This window comes from Methylocella sp., from assembly GCA_037200525.1.
GTDB lineage: Bacteria > Pseudomonadota > Alphaproteobacteria > Rhizobiales > Beijerinckiaceae > Methylocapsa.
Genome location: JBBCGG010000001.1, coordinates 3,263,365 through 3,281,094, shown reverse-complemented (window position 1 = coordinate 3,281,094; position 17,730 = coordinate 3,263,365). Strand labels below are relative to the sequence as shown.

Below are 17,730 nucleotides of genomic sequence, written 5' to 3'. Positions count from 1 at the left end.
GAGTTTGCTCATCGGGCGTCCATGCTATAAGCTGCGCCGTGTTGCGCTGTTACTCAAGCAATGACTTCTACGGGGTTACATGCCCACAGAGTCGTCCGAGACCGCCGTTAGGCGCGCGCCTATTCTTGTCGATCTGGCTCTCCAAGGCGGAGGGGCTCATGGCGCTTTCACCTGGGGCGTGCTGGATCGGCTGCTTGAAGAGCCCTGGCTCGGGATCGACGGCATTTCAGGTACATCAGCCGGGGCCATGAATGCAGCCGTGCTGGTAGACGGCCACGCGAAGGGCGGCCCGGAAGCTGCCCGCGCAGCTCTGGAGCAATTTTGGCGTCGCGTCTCCGATGCGGCTCGCTACAGTCCGTTACGGCGCGGACCGCTCGACATTCTTCTCGGCCGCTGGACGCTCGATTCGTCTCCCGTCTATGTCGCAATGGATTTGATGTCGCGTTTGTTTTCGCCCTATGACCTCAATCCAAAGGGAACCAATCCCCTCCGCGCCATTCTCGCCGAGTCGATTGACTTCGAACGATTGGCGCAAGCGCCGATCAAGCTTTTCATCACCGCTACAAATGTTCATACGGGTCGCGGTCACGTGTTTAGGAATCGCGCGATTACGCCCGACGTGTTGCTGGCCTCAGCCTGCCTGCCGACGATGTTTCAAGCCATAGAGATCGACGGCGAGCCTTACTGGGATGGCGGTTACTCCGGCAATCCCACCATCACGTCTCTGGTGAGAGAATGCAAATCGCAAGACACCATTCTCGTCCAGATCAACCCGGTCGAACGCGAGGGTTCGCCCCGCACGGCGTCTGAAATTCTCAATCGCCTGAATGAAGTGTCTTTCAATTCGGTTCTCTTGAAAGAATTGCGCATGATCGCCTTGCTCCGGAACGTCGCCAATCTCGGCGACAGCGAAGGCGCGCAATGGGCCGGCATGCGCATCCATCGCATCGCGAGCGATATGATGGTTGGGCTCGGCGCGTCCTCCAAGCTCAACGCGGAATGGGAGTTTTTATCGATGCTGCGCGATGAGGGTCGGCGTTCAGCCGAGGTCTTCCTCGAAGCTCACGCGGAAGATCTGGGGAAACGCTCCTCTCTCGATCTTGACGTTTTGCTGCAAGAGGTCTGACGTCATGGGACTTCTCGGCATTCTCGTCGCCCTGGGGCTGCTTATTTTTCTGGCGTTCCGGGGCTGGAGCATCCTTTTGCTCGCGCCTGCCGCAGCTTTGCTCGCCGCCGGGCTTGCAGGCGAGCCACTGCTGGCTCACTGGACGCAAACGTTTATGGACAGCGCCGCGCGCTTCGTGATGCAATTTTTCCCAATATTCCTTCTTGGAGCTTTGTTCGGCAAACTGATGGAGGATAGCGGCTCGGTTTCGTCGATCGCCAACTTCATGACGGACCGGCTTGGCCCGCGGCGGGCAGTGCTTGCTGTCGTGCTTGCAGGAGCGCTGGTCACTTATGGCGGCGTCAGCCTCTTCGTCGCTTTCTTTGTTCTGGCTCCGATGGGACATGCGCTGTTTCGCGCGGCGTCGATTCCAAAACGGCTAATGCCGGCGGCGATCGCGCTTGGCACGTCTACCTTTACAATGTCGGCGCTGCCGGGAACGCCGGCGATCCAAAACGCAATTCCAATGCCGTTTTTTGGCACAACGCCTTTCGCAGCGCCGGGTCTTGGCGTCATCGCCTCGGCCATTATGCTGGGGTTCGGCATGTGGTGGCTCTCTCGCTCGGAAACCGCCGCGCGCAATAGGGGCGAAGGCTATGGCGAAGATGCGGCGGCCGCCGTCCCCGCGGAGGACGACCTCACCGTCCGCGAACGCGCAACCACAGCGCGCGAGTTCGACCCCGCCGAGATCCGCAACGGCCATCAAAGCGAGACGTCGCCGCCGATCGCCTTGGCGATGCTGCCGTTAATCATTGTGGTAGGCGTCAATCTCGCGATGTCGCTATTTATTTTGCCGCGTCTTGATGTCTCTTTTCTCGCCGAAGAAAAGTGGGGCGCCGCCTCGCTGTCCACTGTCGGCGGCGTATGGGCGGTCGTCACCGCGCTCGCCGCAGCGATTATTGTCTTGATCGCCATAAACCTACGTCGTCTCCCGGCGTTGCGCGCCACGATGGATGCTGGCGCCAACGCTTCCGTCCTTCCCGCCCTCAGCGTCGCTAGCCTCGTTGGTTTCGGCGCGGTCGTCGCCGCGCTGCCGGCCTTCGCCATGGTGCGCGACTGGGTGCTTTCGATCGAGGGCGGACCGTTGGTCTCGCTGGCTGTTGCAACCAATGTGCTGGCCTCGCTCACGGGCTCGGCCTCAGGCGGCTTGACCATCGCGCTCGATGCGCTTGGGGACACATATATGCGGCTCGCCGCCGAGCAAGGCATCGATCCCGCGCTGATGCATCGCGTGGCGGTGATTGGCGCCGGCACGCTCGACAGCCTGCCGCACAATGGCGCCGTGGTGACGTTGCTCGCGGTCTGCGGCTCAACCCATCGCGAAAGCTATTTTGACATTGTGATGGTTGCGATTGTCGGCGCGCTTCTGGCCCTGGCCGCGGTCATCGGCCTCGGAACGGCTTTCGGGTCGTTTTGAGGCTGGTTTGCGCCGCGATCGGCCTTTGCCACGGAGCCGCAGCAACTCAGGTCGCTAGCGCCTCACCGCTAGGCTCCTTGACGCGGAACCATGTCACATAGAGCGCGGGCAAAACGATCAGCGTTAAAATCGTTGCGATGAAAAGGCCGCCCATTATGGCGAAAGCCATAGGTCCCCAAAACACGGTTGGCGCGATCGGAATCAAACCAAGAACCGTCGAGATCGCGGTCAGCATGATCGGGCGAAAGCGGGAGAGGCTCGCCTCGACCACAGCGTCCCATATCGGCTTTCCGGCCGCCCGTTCGGTCTCGATCTGCTCGATGAGGATGACCGCGTTGCGGGCGATCATTCCAAGCAGCGCCAGAATGCCGAGGATGGCGACAAAGCCGAGCGGCTGACGGAATATCAACAGCGCCGTGACGATGCCGATAAGGCCCATGGGCACGACGCTCAAAACCATAAATAGCCGGCTGAAGCTGTGCAGCTGAACCATCAAGAAGGTCACCATCAGAAACAGCATGAGGGGAATCATTGCGAAGACCGAGGCTTGCGATTGGGCGCTTTCCTCGACGGTGCCTCCAACATTGATGTGATAGCCCACCGGTAGGCTCTCGCTCAATTTCGCAATTGCTGGAGCCAGCGCGTTGACCGCCCTTTCTGGCGAGGCGCCGGACGCGACATCGGCCTGGACCGTCAGAGTTGGAACCCGCTGGCGGCGCCAGATCAATGGATATTCCTGCTCAAAATCGAAGGTTGCGACCTGGCTAAGCGGGACCGTGCGGCCATTCGGCAGCGGCAACTGAAGGTCGCGCAGAGTCGAAAGCGAAACGCGCTGTTCGTCCGTCGCCCGCGCGATGACATCGACCAGATAGATGCCGTCGCGCACTTGCGTGATGGGCGCGCCGCTCATCGTTGCGTTCAACACGACGGCGAGGTCCTGAGAACTCAGGCCGAGAAGCCGCGCCTGGTCCTGGTCAATATTGATGCGCACCTTGCGAGCCGGCTCCATCCAGTCAAAATTGACCTTTGCGACATTGGAGTTCGCGCCCATGACTTGCGCAAGACGCAGCGCGATCGATCTTACCTCGGATATGTCTGGTCCGCTGACGCGGTATTGCACCGGCCAACCGACGGGCGGCCCGAGCTCCAGCGGAGATATGCGAGAGACGACGGCGGGGAGTTGCTCCGCCAATGCGGTCTCAAGCTTCTTGTGCAGGCGCTCGCGCGCAGCGACATCCTTTGCGACGACGACGGTCTGCGCAAAGAAATCATTCGCCAATTGAACATTAAGCGGCAGGTAGAACCGGATCGCGCCGCGCCCGACATAAGCGCTCCAGCGGTCGACGTCCGGGTCTCCTTTGAGCAGATCGTCCAGAGTGGCGGAGGCCCTCTCGCTGGCGAAAATGGAGGCGTTCTGCGGCAGGGTCAGATCGACGACGAGTTCGGGCCGATCGGAGGCCGGAAAAAACTGCCGCGGCACATAGGGAAGCGCCATAAGCGCTGCGACAAAACAAGCCAACGTCGCGCCGATCGTAAGCCAGCGCACGCGCATCGCGCCGATAAGAATGCTGCGGAAGAAACGCAAGGTTGGTCGAGGCTCGCTCGACGCAGCCGCTTTCGGTTTGGTGAGAAGGGCGACGCCCAGGAGGGGAGCGTAGAGAACGGCGACGAACCAGGAAACGATCAGGGCGATTGTAACGACGGCGAAGATCGAAAATGTGTATTCCCCCGCGGCGCTCCGCGCAAAGCCGATCGGCACGAAGCCCGCGGCCGTGACAAAAGTGCCGGTCAGCATCGGAAACGCCAATGATTTATAGGCGAATGTCGCGGCCTGTTCCTTGTCGTCGCCTTGCGCCAAGCGCGAGGTCATGACATCGACGGTCGTCATGGCGTCGTCGACGAGCAATCCCAAGGCAATGATCAGGGCGCCGAGCGAAATGCGCTGCAGGTCGATGCTGAAAAATTGCATAATCGGAAAAACAATGGCGAGCGTCAGGGGGATCGACAGAGCGACGACGGCTCCAGCGCGGAAGCCGAGGCTGACGATGCTCACCGCCATGATGATGGCGATGGACTGCCACAGCGAACTCATGAAGTCGCCAATGGCGGTCTTGACGACGACGGGCTGATCGGAAACCAGCGTCGGCTCGATGCCGACCGGGAGATCGATTATCGCTTGGTTTATCGCTTGCTTCACATTGCGGCCGAGCGTCAAAATATCGCCGCCGTTCCGCATGGCGATGGCGAGACCAATTGCCGGCTTGCCATTGACGCGAAACATCGGTTGCGGCGGATCGGCATAGCCGCGACGGACTTCAGCGATGTCGCGCAGACGAATGAGGCGTCCGTTCGATAGGAAGTTGATGGCGAGGATGTCGTTTTCGGATGCGAATGCGCCTGACACTTGAAGCGAGAGCTTCTCGTCGCCAGTCTGGATGGAGCCGGCGGGGCTGACCGCATTCTGCGCCCGCAACGCCGCGATCAGGGCGAAGCGATCGATCCCGAGCCCCGCCAGTTGCCGCGTCGAAAACTCAACGAAGATTTGTTCGTCCTGGGCGCCGAGAATGTCGATCTTCGACACGTCCGGAACATGCAGGAGTTTCGAGCGAATGTCCTCGACATAATCGCGAAGCTCGCGATAGCTGAACCCGTCGGCGGTGAAGCCGTAGATCAATCCAAACGTGTCGCCGAAGTCGTCGTTGAAGCCGGGGCCGACGACGCCCGCCGGTAGCGTATGGCGTATGTCGCCGATATTTTTACGGACTTGGTACCAGATGTCTGGAACGTCGGCGGCCTTCGTTGAGCCTTTAAGAGTGACGAAGATGGTTGCTGCGCCGGCGCTCGTATAGCTGCGCACAAAGTCGAGGCCTCTCGTCTCTTGCAGCTTGCGCTCGAGGCGCTCGGTGACCTGCTGAAGCGTGTCCACGAGGGTTGCCCCAGGCCACGCCGCTTGCACGATCATCGTCCTGAAGGTGAAGGCGGGATCTTCGTTTCGGCCAAGCTGAAAATAGGATGCGACACCGGCGACAATCATGGCGATCATCGAAAAGATCATGAATGAGCGGTGTTTCAGCGCCCATTCCGAAAGATTCGGCCCGATCATGAAGACTGCCCGAGGAGACGGACTTTCTGACCCGGATGCAGCGCCTGTACGCCAGCCGTCACGACGATCTCGCCGCCCTGAAGCCCCTCGGAAATGACGATCGTCCCCGGATCGAAGCGGGCGACCTCAACGTTGCGCATAGAGACGGTCGACGTTGACGGGTCGACGATCCAGACGGCCGGTTGCCGGTTGAAATTCGTGAGAGCGCTTGCGGGGATGGAGATCGCTTCTGCGGCATCCAAATCGATGCGCCCCGAAACGGTCGCGCCAAGCATCATGGAGGCGGGCGGATCGATCAGGCTAACCCGCACGCGAAACGTTCGCGTGACCGGGTCGGCCTGCGGATCGACCTGCCGCACGCGGCCCGATGCTTTTACGCTCGGATCATCCGTCAAGGCGACGATGATGATCGGCTCTGGCGGCGCGGAGCGGAGCACCTGCGCCGGCACCTCAAACACGGCGTCTCGACCATCCTGTCGCGCGACCTGAAAGACCATTTGGCCGGGTTGCACAACTTCGCCCGACTCCGCTCCACGCGCCGTGATCGTTCCGGTGACATTCGCCTTGAGCTGCGTATAGCTCACGCGGTCCTCGGCGATTTCCAATTGGGCCTTAGCGTCATCGACCTGGGCTTGAGCCGTCTGGAGCGTCTGCTGCGCTTGATCGAACAGAACTTTGGTGGTGAAGCCTCTCGCCAGCAGCGTCTCCTGCCGCCCGAAATTATTGCGCGCTTGGACCAATTGCCCCTCGCCAGCGGCAAGAGCGGCCTGCGCCGAGCGCAAGGCGTTCAGCTCATTCTGCGGATCAAGTTTCGCGAGCACTTGATCTGGTTCGACATGATCGCCAACTCCCGCCAATCTTTCGATGATCCGTCCGCCTATACGAAATGCGAGAGCCGCCTCGTTCTCTGCTTGGATGTGGCCTGTTAACACCACGGGGTCGCCGACATGGCCTTTTTCGGCGGTCACCGTCCGGACAGGGCGCACGACGGGCGACTGGTCTTTCGTCTCGGGCTCGCAGCCGGCGATCAATATGGCGAGGGAAGGCAAAACCAATGTGGTCCAAACCAGGCGCCGTCTTGCTTTCACATCATTTGTGCTCAAGCCCAAGGCGCTATCCCCCATTTGACGACGCTGGATCATAAGATGCCGACGGCGGATCAAAAACGCAAATTTGCCTAAATTTTTAGAGGGGCGATTAAGCTCACAGCCCGCGTAGAAGATCGCCGATGCGGTTAGCGTCGGCATTTTAGTTGGGTTAGGAAAACTGAGCCTAAAGTCGTCTCTGGACGACGCGGCTATAGCGGTGTTAGCTTAGACAGCAGCGTTCGTTGACACATTGAATTCAGGCGAATTCAGGGATGGCCAGCCGCACGGACAAGCGTCGCGAAGATCTCCCGCGCAAGTCTCGACGCCGTTGTTTTCGGACCTCGGCGCACTTGGTCTCGCAGCCATTCCATGGTCTCGCTCTATGAGCGCCCCGGAGGCTGAACCCCAGCCTCGCGTCAGACGCGCCGCAGCCGTCCGCGCGGCGATTTTCCTCGCTTTCTGGCTGATGATCTCGGGCCGCGATCTAGCCGGCCTCCCGATCGGAGCTGCAGCCGCGGCGGTCGCCGCCTGGACAAGCCTGCGCCTTCTTCCTCCGGGCGCATCGCGGCTGCGGCCCCTTGCCCTCGCGCAGCTGACGATGCGTTTTCTAGGCCAGTCCGTCGTTGCAGGGACCGACGTCGCATGGCGCGCGCTCGACCCAAAGCTTCCACTGCGTCCGGGCTTTATATCCTATCCTTTGCGCGTGCCAGCCGGCGAAGCGCGCAACGCGTTCTGTGCGCTATGCAGCCTGCTGCCCGGAACGCTACCAACAGGGACCGATGGCAACGGCGCGCTCCTTGTCCATTGCCTCGACGTCGATCAGCCCGTGGTCGCGAATTTGGCCGAAGACGAGGCTTTGTTTGTCCGAGCGCTTCGCCATGAATGAGTTTCTATTCGCGACTGCCGGCTTGACGTTGGCTACGGTGGCGATGGGCTTGTTCCGCATCCTCGCAGGACCCGGCGATGTAGACCGCATGATGGCGGCGCAATTGCTCGGAACCGGCGGCATTGCGGCGCTGCTTCTGGCGGCTGCGGGGACGGGCGTGCGCGGAGCGGAGGACGTCGCTCTGGCGCTGGCATTGCTCGCCGCCTTTGCTTCAATGGCTTTCGTCAACAGCGCGACCTCGAACTCGAATGCAGATGATCCAGAGGGAGCTGACGGCCGATGAGCGTTGCCCTCAACATCTTCTCCATCATCGCGATTGCAGCGGGCGTCTTCTTTTTTTTCGCGGGTTCTGTTGGCTTGCTCCGCTTTCCGGACCGGCTAACGCGCATGCACGCCCTGACGAAAGCCGACAATCTCGGCCTCGGCCTCGTGGTCCTTGGCCTTCTGCCAAGGGCGGACAGCCCGCTTGGAGCCTTGAAGCTGGTCGCGGTCTGGCTGCTTGTTCAATTGGCCGGCGCGACCGTCACCCAGCTCATGGCGCGCGCGGCGCGGCGGGAAGAGTCCGCGCCAAGGTCCTCGCCATGATAGTCGTGACGGCCGTCGACATAGAACTGGCGGTCTTGGTTCTCGCGGTGGCTGCTTGGACCATCGCAGCGCGGCAGGCCTTTCCCGCGGTCGTCGGTTATGTCGCCTATGGGCTGCTTCTATCCCTTGTCTGGGTGCGCCTCTATGCGGTGGATGTGGCGTTGACGGAGGCCGCCATCGGCAGCGGCGTCACCGGCGTAGTGCTGATCGGAGCGGCGACGCGTCTGCGAGGAACCGAGGCGGAAGCTGCGGCCGAACAGCCGAGAGCGTTTTTGCGGCTCGCCGCCGCAGCCTTATGCGTCGGGATGACGGTTGCGCTCGCCGCGGCCGTCTTGCTCATGCCGGACCCAGCGCCGACGCTGGCCCCGGAAGCGGTCGCACATCTGCCTTCAACCGGCCTAGGCAATGCGGTTACCGCAGTTCTCCTCGCTTATCGCGTCGTCGACACGATGTTTGAATCAGTTGTGCTGCTGCTCGCGCTGGTCGGCGTTTGGTCGCTGGCCCCCGATCGGGATTGGGGCGGGGCGCCGAAGTTTCCGCGCCCTGCTGGTCAAGACGGCGTTCTCACCTTTTTCGCTCAGCTGCTGCCGCCCGTGGGAATCGTCGTCGGGATCCATATTGTTTGGATTGGCGCGGATGAACCAGGCGGAAAGTTTCAGGGCGGCACGATCCTCGCCGCCATGTGGATCATCGCCATGACGGCTGGACTTGTCGATGCGCCCCAAATCAGTCGGTGCTGGCTGCGCCTGGTTCTGGTGGCGGGTACGGCTGCGTTTCTTGTGATCGGGGTTGCGGGCTTTGCATGGGCTGCCGGATTTCTGGCCTATCCAGAGGGTTACGCCAAGCCGCTGATACTCGTCATCGAGGCGTTTATGACGCTTTCTGTGGCTGCGACCCTCGGCATGCTGGTGGGCGGGCCGCCGCAACAAGAGCTGCGGCGATGAGCGCCGCGACCCTGGCGGGGCTTTGCGGCGCAGCGCTTGTCGGCCTTGGGCTCTATGGCCTCGTCACGAACCCCGAGTCGCTGCGGAAGATTTTATCTTTCAACATTCTCGGCAGCGGCGTGTTTCTGCTTTTCGGCATCATAGCCCGCAGGGGCGCGGCGGCTGGCCTTGCCGCTGATCCGGCCCCGCAGGCGCTGGTCATAACGGGCATCGTCGTCGCATTCTCGGCGTCGGCGTTAGCGGTCGCTCTTTTGCTGCGATTATTCAAAGAAACCGGCAAGGTCACGCTGGGAGCCGATCCGCCGACGAAATCGCCCGCCGACGGAACTGGCGTCTGATGCCGTCAATCGCTCTATCCGATTCAACGACGACCGCGAGCGGGTATCTCCTGGTGCTGGCGGTCATCTTGCCCGTGATTGGGCTACTGCTGGCGTTCCTGCTCGGCGGACGTCGCGCCGAGCAGATCGCTCTTGGCCTCATGCCGATTGGGCTTTGCCTTGCGGCCGCAATTGCATTTGGCGTTTGGCGCGCGGACGGCGTTCTGGTCTATGTCCTCGGCGGATGGTCGCCGCCGCTCGGCGTGGCGCTGCGCGCGGATGGATTTTCGGCGGTCATGCTTGTGACGACCGCGTTGATTGTCACCGCAGCCGCATTTTTTGCGCGGGCCAATTTTTCGACGCCGCTGGATCTCACGGAGGCGCGCGCGCCGCTGTCGTTTTGGACGCTCTTGCTGGCGCTTTGGGCGGCGCTGAATTGCGTTTTCCTCGGCGGCGATTTGTTCAATCTCTATGTCGCTTTGGAGCTGCTGACCTTCGCAGCCGTGCCGATCGTCTGCCTTGACGGCCAGGCGGCGACGCTCAAGGCAGCGCTGCGCTATCTGCTTTTTGCGCTGTTCGGCTCGGTGCTCTATCTGCTTGGCATAGCGCTTCTCTATGGCGCTTATGGCGCGCTCGACATCGTTGTGCTTTCGCAGCGAGTTCGGCCTGAGGCCGCCCTATGGGTCGCGATGGCGCTGATGACGGCCGGCCTGGCGGCAAAAACAGCGCTTGTTCCCCTATATCTGTGGCTGCCGCCGGCCCACGCGGGAGCCCCGCCCGCCGGCAGCGCCATGCTCTCGGCGCTGGTAGTCAAGGCGTCGTTTTTCATTGCCGTTCGACTTTGGTTCCATGTGATGTCTCCGTTGCCGAGGGAGGCCGCGATGCAGATCCTCGCGGCCTTGGGGGCAGGGGCGATCATATTCGGCAGCGTGCTGGCGCTGCGGCAAGAGCGGCTGAAGCTGCTGATCGCCTATTCGACAGTCGCGCAGATCGGCTATCTATTCCTGATGTTTCCTCTGGCGGCCGGGGAGCATCCTTGGACCGACGCCGCCTGGACGGGAGGCGTGCTCCAAGCCGTCTCGCACGCTTTCGCTAAGGCCGCTATGTTCCTTGCGGCCGGCCTCATCGCCGAAACGCTTGGTCATGACCGCATCGCGGGGCTTCGCGGAGCGGGACGCTTGATGCCGATGACTATCTTTGCTTTTGGCCTCGGCGGCTTGTCGCTCATGGGCCTGCCGCCCAGCGGCGGCTTTGTGGCAAAATGGCTGCTGCTGACGGCGGCGGTTGAAAGCGGTCAATGGCTTTGGGCGTTGGCCATGCTGGCGGGCGGGCTGCTGGCCGGCGCATATGTGTTTCGCGTTCTCGCCCCGGCCTTAGCCAGCGCGAATGCGAACGAGCCTTCGCCGCGCCCGTCTCCGGGGCGGGGCAGGGAGGCGGCGGCGCTGGCGTTGGCCCTCTTCGCCATGTTGATCGGCTTCGCGCCGCCCGCGCTGTTCGAGCTCATTCAAATTGGCCGCCCGCAAATCGCCCGCCCCGTCACAACGATAGTCACTTCGCGATGAGCGGCGCCGCGTCCTATAGCCCGGAACTGCTGGCGGCGGCGCTGGGCCTGCCGGTCATCATGCTACTTGGCTGTCTGTCGCCGCGCCTCCGCGACCAAATGGCCGCCCTGCTAGCGCTGGCCCCTGCGCCAGCTCTGGTCGCAGCATTGCTTGCGGGAGGCGGTCCGCCGTTGGTGATCGGCCAAGCGCTGGTTCCCATGGTCTTTGCGCTCGATGCGGCGGGAGCCATGCTGCTTGGGGCTGCCTCGTTGCTCTGGATCATAGCGGGCGCCTATGCCTTCACCTATATGCGCGGCAAGCCAAATAGGGGCCGCTTTACGGTGTGCTGGCTGCTGACGCTCATTGGTAGCATCGGGGTCTTTATGGCCGCCGATGTGATCAGCTTTTATCTGGTCTTCGCACTGGTCAGCCTCCCGGCTTATGGGCTGATCGTGGATGACGATACGCCTCGCTCCGAGAAAGCCGGTCTGGTCTACATCGCGTTCGCAGTGCTCGGCGAGGCTTTTCTAATCATAGGCTTTGTACTGCTGGCGTCAGGCGCGCCAGGCCATAGTCTGCTGATCCGCGATGGCGTCGCTGCTCTCTCGACGTCGCCGTGGCGCGATCCGGCGCTCGCGCTTCTGATCGCGGGCTTTGCAGCCAAGATCGGTCTTGCGCCATTGCATGTCTGGATGCCGCTGAGCTATCGAGCCGCGCCCATTCCTGCCGCTGCCGCCCTGAGCGGAGCGGCCGTCAAAGCCGGCGTGATCGGGCTCATCCGCTTTCTACCTTTTGACGCCGCATTGCCGGCTTGGGGCGAGGCGCTGGCTGCGCTCGGAATGTTCACGGCCTTTTATGGCGTTGCAATCGGCCTCACGCAAAGCAACCCAAAAACGGTGCTCGCCTATTCGAGCATAAGTCAGATGGGTGTCATCGCCGCTGTGCTCGGCATGGGCGTCGCCTCCGGCGATCAGCATGCCGCTTTGGCTACGGCTTTCTATGCGGCGCATCACGTTTTGGTTAAGGGCACCCTGTTCCTAGCGATTGGCGTCGCGGCGGCGACAGACACGCGCCGCTTGTGGCTAGTGCTGCTGCCCGCGGCGGTGCTGGCGTTGAGCCTCGCGGGCCTCCCTTTTACTGGGGGCGCCCTGGCGAAGCTGGTCGTCAAAGGGCCGCTCGGATACGGCGTCATCGGGATGCTCTCGATGCTGTCGGCGGCTGCAACGACGCTCCTGATGTTGCATTTTTTGCGGCGGCTCGCGCTGATTGCGGCGGACCAAAGGGATACGGCGGCTCCGGCCGGTCTGACGCTGCCCTGGTTGGCGGGCGCGGCTGCGTCCATCGCTGTTCCCTGGGCGCTTTACCTTCAGGCGACGGGCGGCGAAACGGACGTCTTTGATGCTTCGACGCTGTGGGAATCGTTCTGGCCCGTCCTGCTCGGCGGGGCGGCGGCGCTCATTCTGCGTCATTGGAGCGACCGCCTGCCGCATGTTCCAGAGGGGGACGCGCTTCTTCTAGGCGAGCGCGCGGCCGAGAAGGCTCTCGCCTTTGGAGGCCCTTTCGATCGCGCGGACGTCGTCTTACGCCAATGGCCTGCGGCGGCTCTCGCTTTGCTCGCGTTGGCCCTGCTGCTTGGGGCGGCAATGCTGGCCGGGCATTAAGGCATACCGCACAACTTGCGCGGCGGCCGCCTGGTTTGCGACGCCGCGATTGGCGTAGCTGCATCACTCTTGGCTTAATCCTGAAATTGCTTCCAGAGCACCATTCGCTCTTGGAGATTGATGGTCCTGCCGTCGACCGTAAAGGTGCCGTCGCCATTGTGGTGCAGCGTGCGTCTTTCCTTGCGCTCGGGGTCGATCCAGATCCGCACCGCTTCCAGAATGAAGAGGCTATATTTTTCAACCAGCGTTGTGTCCGCGACCCGACATTCGATATTCGCAAGACACTCGGCGATCAACGGCGCCGAGACGATTTTGCCAGGGGCCTGCGTCAGCCCGAATTTCGAAAACTTGTCGACCTGATCGCCGGAGCAATTGCCAATATCAACCACCTTCCGCGCGAGGTCGACTGTCGGAATGGCGATCACGCACTCCCCGCTCGCGCGCAAGGCTTTGTAGCTGTGATCCCAGGGGCCGATGACGCAGCCGAGCAGCGGCGGCGCATGCTGGACCACCATGTGAAAGCCCATAGTCATGACGTTGGGCCGCCCATTATGCGTCGTCGTCACCAACACGATTGGGCCGGCCTCGAGCAGCCGATAGGCTTTGGACGCCGGCATTTCCTTCATCATTTGCTCTCTTTGGCCGGTGGCCTAGCGGGACCGGAAAGTTCAAGAAAGACCAGCCACTGGAGTCAAGGATCGATCATTCCCGGGAAACGCGGCGCTCTGGAGGAAAGCCTAGCCTTGAGCGATGGCGCGCGGGGCGCGCAAACCCACGCTCTCTCCGCCGCGTATCAAAAACGGGCGGATTAGGTGGAGCGCCAGAGCTTACTGATCGCAAACCGCAGAGGACACGCAGCCCGTCCCTGCGCCAATTGCTGGATTGAAAGGAACTTGGCCAGCATCGCCGCGCGACGCGTCACTTCCGAAGGGGCAGACTGCCGAAGAAATGCAGACCGTTCCCTTTCCGGTGGCGGGATTGTAGGGAACGTTGTCGTCGGCCACCCTGCGACCTTCCGCCGCCTGGATTTCAAAATTATTCACGCTGTCGGCAAAGACTGAAGCAGGACAGCTACAAATAACAGCCACGCCCAGGGCGACGGCGCTCGCTGACACGCCTATGTGTTTCATGGCATCCCCTCCTCGCGATTGTTACAAGGAAACGCGCGCCGCCCGAGCAGGTTCCCGGAGAGCTCAGATCCAACAGCCTCCGTCACCGCCAACCATCACATGGTTTGCTAATTATAAAACTCGCATGTGCGGTAGGGATAAGCGCCGAAGTCGTAGCACGGATCATAGCCTCCCCTATAGAATGCGGGTTCGCTGCGCGTGCGGAATGGGTGATCGAAGTCGGCGCTTCGACCTTCGAAAATACCGTTTTCGAAGGCACCGCCATAAGGCGCCCCCCCTGCTTGCGCCAAAGCAGGGCCGCCCCATGCAATCGAAGCGCCAAGCATAGCTGCGCTCATCAATAAGCCCGATCGCATCATGATTTGATCCTCACGCTTCCGATTAGCACCAACTCCGCTTTGCAATTCTAGTTCCGGGTGCGGGCAGGGCGGACTCGTGACGCCAGCTCCGCTTGGTTTGCGCGGCGCCCGCTGGCAGCGTCAAACAGCCTGGTCCGGCACGATCAAGTTGGCCAGCGACTCGCGGTCATGAAAACGCCTTGCGATCCCTTGCGCGCGCACGAAAAATAACGGCCTGGCAAGCACATATTCCGTACTATACGCATGGGACAATTGCGTGCGAATCCGGCCGATTAGTAGGCTTCGGCTGGAAGGCGCATGATGATAAATCGAAGCGAATATCGAATCCAAGGCGTGCGCGTCGAGCGCGCCTCGCCATCGGGACGCCCCGCGCGTCAACATCCACTCGTCTTCGTCCACGGCGGATGCCACGGCAGCTGGGTCTGGGAGCATTTTTTGCCCTATTTTTCCCAGGCAGGCTGGGACTGTCATGCGTTGAACTGGCGCCAACATAACGGCTCCAAGGAGCTCCCGAACGACCAACTCGTGCGACGAGGGATTGCTGACGTCGCTGAAGAGATTGCGCATGTCGCTGAGCAGTTCGAGCAGCCGCCAATCCTGATAAGGCACAGCATGGGCGGACTGGCGAGCCAGAAATACGCGGAAGATCAGCAAGTCGCTGCTCTGGTTCTCCTGGCATCGGTTGTGCCGGCGGAAGTTGGCGGCGATCTTGCGTACGATTAGCGCCATGCCCGAATCGCTTCCCCGCGTCGCGGATCACCGATGAGCGCGAAACCGAGCGCAGGTCGCGTTAAGAACCGGGCCTTTTGAACAAGAACCCCCGCCGGCCAGTGAAGACGCGGCGGGGGCAGCCGGACAGAAGCTACCGGATCACGATCGTTGGGCCTTGGACCAAGGGGCTTCGTCGATCTAGCTCCAAGGGGGTGGCGAAACGGCCGGCTCCCTCGCGGGTACGAGGATCCCGCGATTTTTTGGCCAGGCTAAACCTGCTGTGAACTCCCTGGCCAAACGTAGCTTTGGACGGGGCGTGTTACCCGGCTATTTCACCGCGAGAGAAATGTGTTGCGGGTGTAATTTTCCGATGATCGCGAATGCCTTCGCGGCCGCCGCGTCGATCGAAGCTTGATGCAATCGGATTGTAATATAATTGTTCCACACTCCGAAGACCGTCGATCAAATTCATCATGTTGAACACCGAACGTGAAGGCGGCGCGTCGAAATCTTTCGAGGTCGTCGCATTCCTTAGCGACATGACTTCTTTAGCAAATAGGCAAAAGTGCTATGCGCATCACTACCTTTCTCTCATTGCTGTTTCTTCCGGCCCTCCTGGTTGGAGAGGCGCAAGCCGACGACTTGCTGGCCAAGACGGCCGCTATCTGCCGCACTCATATTCTGTTTCGTTCGCCGAACGGCAGCGCCGCGTTTGACCCGGAGTGGCAGCATTGTCAGGCGATCCTCGCCGCCGAGGCGCAGGGTCAAGCGGCAAGGGCCGAGGCGGCGCGGGCCGCGAGGGATGCAGAGGACTTCGCTGCGACCAAAGCTGTGGCGGACCAGTTCGCCAGATAGACAGCGATTCGTGGGCTGCATCCCACATCCCTTGGTCTTGCGTAGATAACTAAAGCTGGGCTCTTCGCCTATGATAGGCGCTTAGCGGCTAGGATATCTGGTCCGCCAGCGACCGTCTAATGCGTCAATACCTAACAGCTTGACTATCCAACTTGCTGCCAAGCAATAGTTACGCTCTATCAAGACCGCGTGATTTACTGAATTCTTGATAGATAAGGGCATTGGCGATCGTCGAAGCTCTTCACGGAGGTCGAAAGCTGTGGTCTGCTTCCAGCGTCGCGCGCCATGACTACTCCGGTGCGCGTCCAATCAATCGGGAAATCTCCCGAAAGCAAGGGGACTGGACCATGGCCACTACAAAACATCCGTCCATAGAGCACCACTATCAAGCCGCAGCACACCACGAAACGGCCGCGCATCATCACCGGCAGGCGGCGCACCACCACGAACACGGCCGGGATAGCGAGGCCAAAGAGCACGCCGTGTCGGCAAACGAACACAGCGCGGCTGCTCACAAGCACACAACCACCGCCCACGAGCATTCAAAGAAATAGCTGTTTGAAAGACGTGCGGGCTCCCTTGTCGCAGGCGGGGACATGCGAACCCGCGCGGGGACGCGCCTGATCTTAAAATGAGCGGGCGCGCATAAAAAAAGCCCGGCGCTAAGCCGGGCTTTTAGTTGGGGAAGCAGGGGACCGCAAAGCGATCTTGGACCAGGAACTTCCTGGCTTTGGAAAAGCAAGAGTCGTGCCGCGGGCCATCGCTTCTTGAATTTGATCGTGCCCGAAGGCGGCCGACCGCCAACTATTGCGGCCGAGCCTTCCTGCGCCCCGGGGGAAAGAAAGACGACGAATTGGACCTCAGTACTTGGCGACGATCGGCGCGGGCGGAGCGAACGTGTCGAACTTGTAGCTGAATCCGACCTGCACCTGGTTTTCAATGAGGTGACGATTAAAGAAGCCGCCGCCCCCGACAAGCGGATCGTTGAACGAATTGGACCCGAAGATTGTGGAGTGACCGAAGTCGGAATAACGGTATTCCCCCCGGACCGACCAATTGTTGGTGATGGCGTATTCGACGCCGCCGCCGACCGTCCAGCCGACGCGGGTGGACGAAGCGCTGTCAAAGCCAAATGGAGTCGAAATGCTGTTGTCCACTCCAGCAAAGGCGACGCCGCCCGTGGCGTAGACCAAAATGCGATCCCAGGCGTAACCGACGCGGCCGCGGACCGATCCCTGAATGTCGGCGCTAGAGGTGAAAGTGGCCGGCACGAAGCCGCCGACATCACGGGTAACGCTCTTCTTGATGCTGGAGCCGTCAACGCTGCCTTCAAGACCAATCACGAATTGGTTTAGCTGCAGATTATAGCCGACATGTCCGCCGCCGATGACGCCGTCATTGTTCGAGCCAAAGCTGTCAAAGCCGAAGCCGGTGTTGGAGCTAACGTTTTGATCGCCCCAGGCGAAGCCAACTTGCCCGCCGATGTAGATGCCAGTCCATGTGAAGATCGGCGCCGGCGGCAGATAGACCGGCGGCGGAGCGTGCGAGGGGAGGTCAGCCGCAAAAGCGGAGCTTGCTAGCGCCACAGCGCCGACAGAAGCTAGTAGAACACGTCGAAACATAACTTATCCTCAGTAGGTCCGAAGCTCTCATTTGGACCTGATTTCCATTAGAGAACAACCGCAAATCAACACGGGGAAGGACGAAAATCGCTTCTCGTGGCCGGAGAGTCACACAACCTATAGTTGCAATGCCTTCCGCCAGCGGTGCGCCAACTGCCGACCTAAGCAAGACCTGGGCCGCAATGCGTGTCGCGCCATCGCCGCCTAATGCCTTTGGCTTGGCGATCGGGCGGATGGTGCGTTGCACAAAGGTTGATCTCGAATGCCCTCGTATCGGGCAATTCCACGCATCCCTTTTATACAACACAGAGCCGCAAGCCTTGCCTGAGGATGGCATATTTTTTGC

The 17,730-nt window shown here is 61.2% G+C and carries 18 protein-coding genes; 11 read left to right on the top strand and 7 right to left on the bottom strand.

The window, feature by feature from the left end; all coding sequences use genetic code 11:
• Positions 1-79 precede the first annotated feature (79 nt).
• Complete coding sequence (locus WDN46_16135; GenBank protein MEJ0094890.1) at positions 80-1,126, top strand: patatin-like phospholipase family protein; 1,047 nt, start codon at positions 80-82, stop codon at positions 1,124-1,126.
• A 4-nt stretch (positions 1,127-1,130) separates the two neighbouring features.
• Positions 1,131-2,582, top strand: a complete 1,452-nt coding sequence (locus WDN46_16130) for a GntP family permease (protein MEJ0094889.1) — start codon at positions 1,131-1,133, stop codon at positions 2,580-2,582.
• A 46-nt stretch (positions 2,583-2,628) separates the two neighbouring features.
• Here WDN46_16130 and WDN46_16125 read toward each other — a convergent pair whose 3' ends face one another.
• The gene (locus tag WDN46_16125) at positions 2,629-5,685 is read right to left on the bottom strand and encodes an efflux RND transporter permease subunit (protein MEJ0094888.1); all 3,057 of its coding nucleotides are present in this window, start codon (positions 5,683-5,685) and stop codon (positions 2,629-2,631) included.
• A complete protein-coding gene (locus tag WDN46_16120) occupies positions 5,682-6,773 on the bottom strand; it encodes an efflux RND transporter periplasmic adaptor subunit (protein MEJ0094887.1) in 1,092 nt (363 codons plus the stop codon). Before WDN46_16120 ends, WDN46_16125 begins: the two co-directional genes overlap by 4 nt.
• Positions 6,774-7,155: 382 nt before the next feature.
• Here WDN46_16120 and WDN46_16115 point away from each other — a divergent pair, with 382 nt between their 5' ends.
• Genes WDN46_16115 through WDN46_16085 form a run of 7 tightly spaced genes read left to right on the top strand, consistent with a single transcriptional unit; the run spans position 7,156 to position 12,707 of the window.
• Positions 7,156-7,659, top strand: a complete 504-nt coding sequence (locus WDN46_16115) for a Na+/H+ antiporter subunit E (protein MEJ0094886.1) — start codon at positions 7,156-7,158, stop codon at positions 7,657-7,659.
• On the top strand, positions 7,652-7,942 hold the full coding sequence (locus WDN46_16110; protein MEJ0094885.1) for a monovalent cation/H+ antiporter complex subunit F: 291 nt from the start codon (positions 7,652-7,654) through the stop codon (positions 7,940-7,942). The genes WDN46_16115 and WDN46_16110 overlap by 8 nt, the downstream gene beginning before the upstream one ends.
• Positions 7,939-8,244, top strand: a complete 306-nt coding sequence (locus WDN46_16105; protein MEJ0094884.1) for a monovalent cation/H(+) antiporter subunit G — start codon at positions 7,939-7,941, stop codon at positions 8,242-8,244. Before WDN46_16110 ends, WDN46_16105 begins: the two co-directional genes overlap by 4 nt.
• Entirely contained in the window at positions 8,241-9,188 is a 948-nt protein-coding gene (locus tag WDN46_16100) for a hydrogenase subunit MbhD domain-containing protein (protein ID MEJ0094883.1), read from the top strand. The genes WDN46_16105 and WDN46_16100 overlap by 4 nt, the downstream gene beginning before the upstream one ends.
• The gene (locus WDN46_16095) at positions 9,185-9,526 is read left to right on the top strand and encodes an NADH-quinone oxidoreductase subunit K (GenBank protein ID MEJ0094882.1); all 342 of its coding nucleotides are present in this window, start codon (positions 9,185-9,187) and stop codon (positions 9,524-9,526) included. The genes WDN46_16100 and WDN46_16095 overlap by 4 nt, the downstream gene beginning before the upstream one ends.
• Positions 9,526-11,067 (top strand): proton-conducting transporter membrane subunit, encoded by a 1,542-nt coding sequence (locus WDN46_16090; GenBank protein MEJ0094881.1) that lies wholly within the window; start codon positions 9,526-9,528, stop codon positions 11,065-11,067. The genes WDN46_16095 and WDN46_16090 overlap by 1 nt, the downstream gene beginning before the upstream one ends.
• Positions 11,064-12,707, top strand: a complete 1,644-nt coding sequence (locus WDN46_16085; protein ID MEJ0094880.1) for a proton-conducting transporter membrane subunit — start codon at positions 11,064-11,066, stop codon at positions 12,705-12,707. Before WDN46_16090 ends, WDN46_16085 begins: the two co-directional genes overlap by 4 nt.
• Positions 12,708-12,781: 74 nt before the next feature.
• Here WDN46_16085 and WDN46_16080 read toward each other — a convergent pair whose 3' ends face one another.
• The 3 genes from WDN46_16080 to WDN46_16070 all read right to left on the bottom strand — a co-directional run bounded on the left by WDN46_16080 (position 12,782) and on the right by WDN46_16070 (position 14,196).
• Complete coding sequence (locus WDN46_16080) at positions 12,782-13,333, bottom strand: flavin reductase family protein (protein MEJ0094879.1); 552 nt, start codon at positions 13,331-13,333, stop codon at positions 12,782-12,784.
• 201 nt (positions 13,334-13,534) lie between these two features.
• A complete protein-coding gene (locus WDN46_16075; GenBank protein ID MEJ0094878.1) occupies positions 13,535-13,750 on the bottom strand; it encodes a hypothetical protein in 216 nt (71 codons plus the stop codon).
• A 194-nt stretch (positions 13,751-13,944) separates the two neighbouring features.
• On the bottom strand, positions 13,945-14,196 hold the full coding sequence (locus WDN46_16070) for a hypothetical protein (protein MEJ0094877.1): 252 nt from the start codon (positions 14,194-14,196) through the stop codon (positions 13,945-13,947).
• 297 nt (positions 14,197-14,493) lie between these two features.
• Between WDN46_16070 and WDN46_16065 the strand changes: the two genes are divergently transcribed.
• Positions 14,494-14,919: an alpha/beta fold hydrolase gene (locus WDN46_16065; GenBank protein ID MEJ0094876.1), complete on the top strand. Its 426-nt coding sequence runs from the start codon at positions 14,494-14,496 to the stop codon at positions 14,917-14,919.
• Between the two features lie 558 nt (positions 14,920-15,477).
• Positions 15,478-15,762, top strand: a complete 285-nt coding sequence (locus WDN46_16060; protein ID MEJ0094875.1) for a hypothetical protein — start codon at positions 15,478-15,480, stop codon at positions 15,760-15,762.
• Between the two features lie 194 nt (positions 15,763-15,956).
• Here the strand turns inward: WDN46_16060 and WDN46_16055 are convergent, their stop codons facing one another.
• Positions 15,957-16,277 carry a hypothetical protein gene (locus tag WDN46_16055; GenBank protein MEJ0094874.1) on the bottom strand — a complete coding sequence of 107 codons (321 nt, stop codon included), beginning with the start codon at positions 16,275-16,277 and terminating at the stop codon, positions 15,957-15,959.
• Positions 16,278-16,622: 345 nt separating this feature from the next.
• Complete coding sequence (locus WDN46_16050) at positions 16,623-17,384, bottom strand: outer membrane protein (GenBank protein MEJ0094873.1); 762 nt, start codon at positions 17,382-17,384, stop codon at positions 16,623-16,625.
• Between the last annotated feature and the right edge of the window lie 346 nt (positions 17,385-17,730).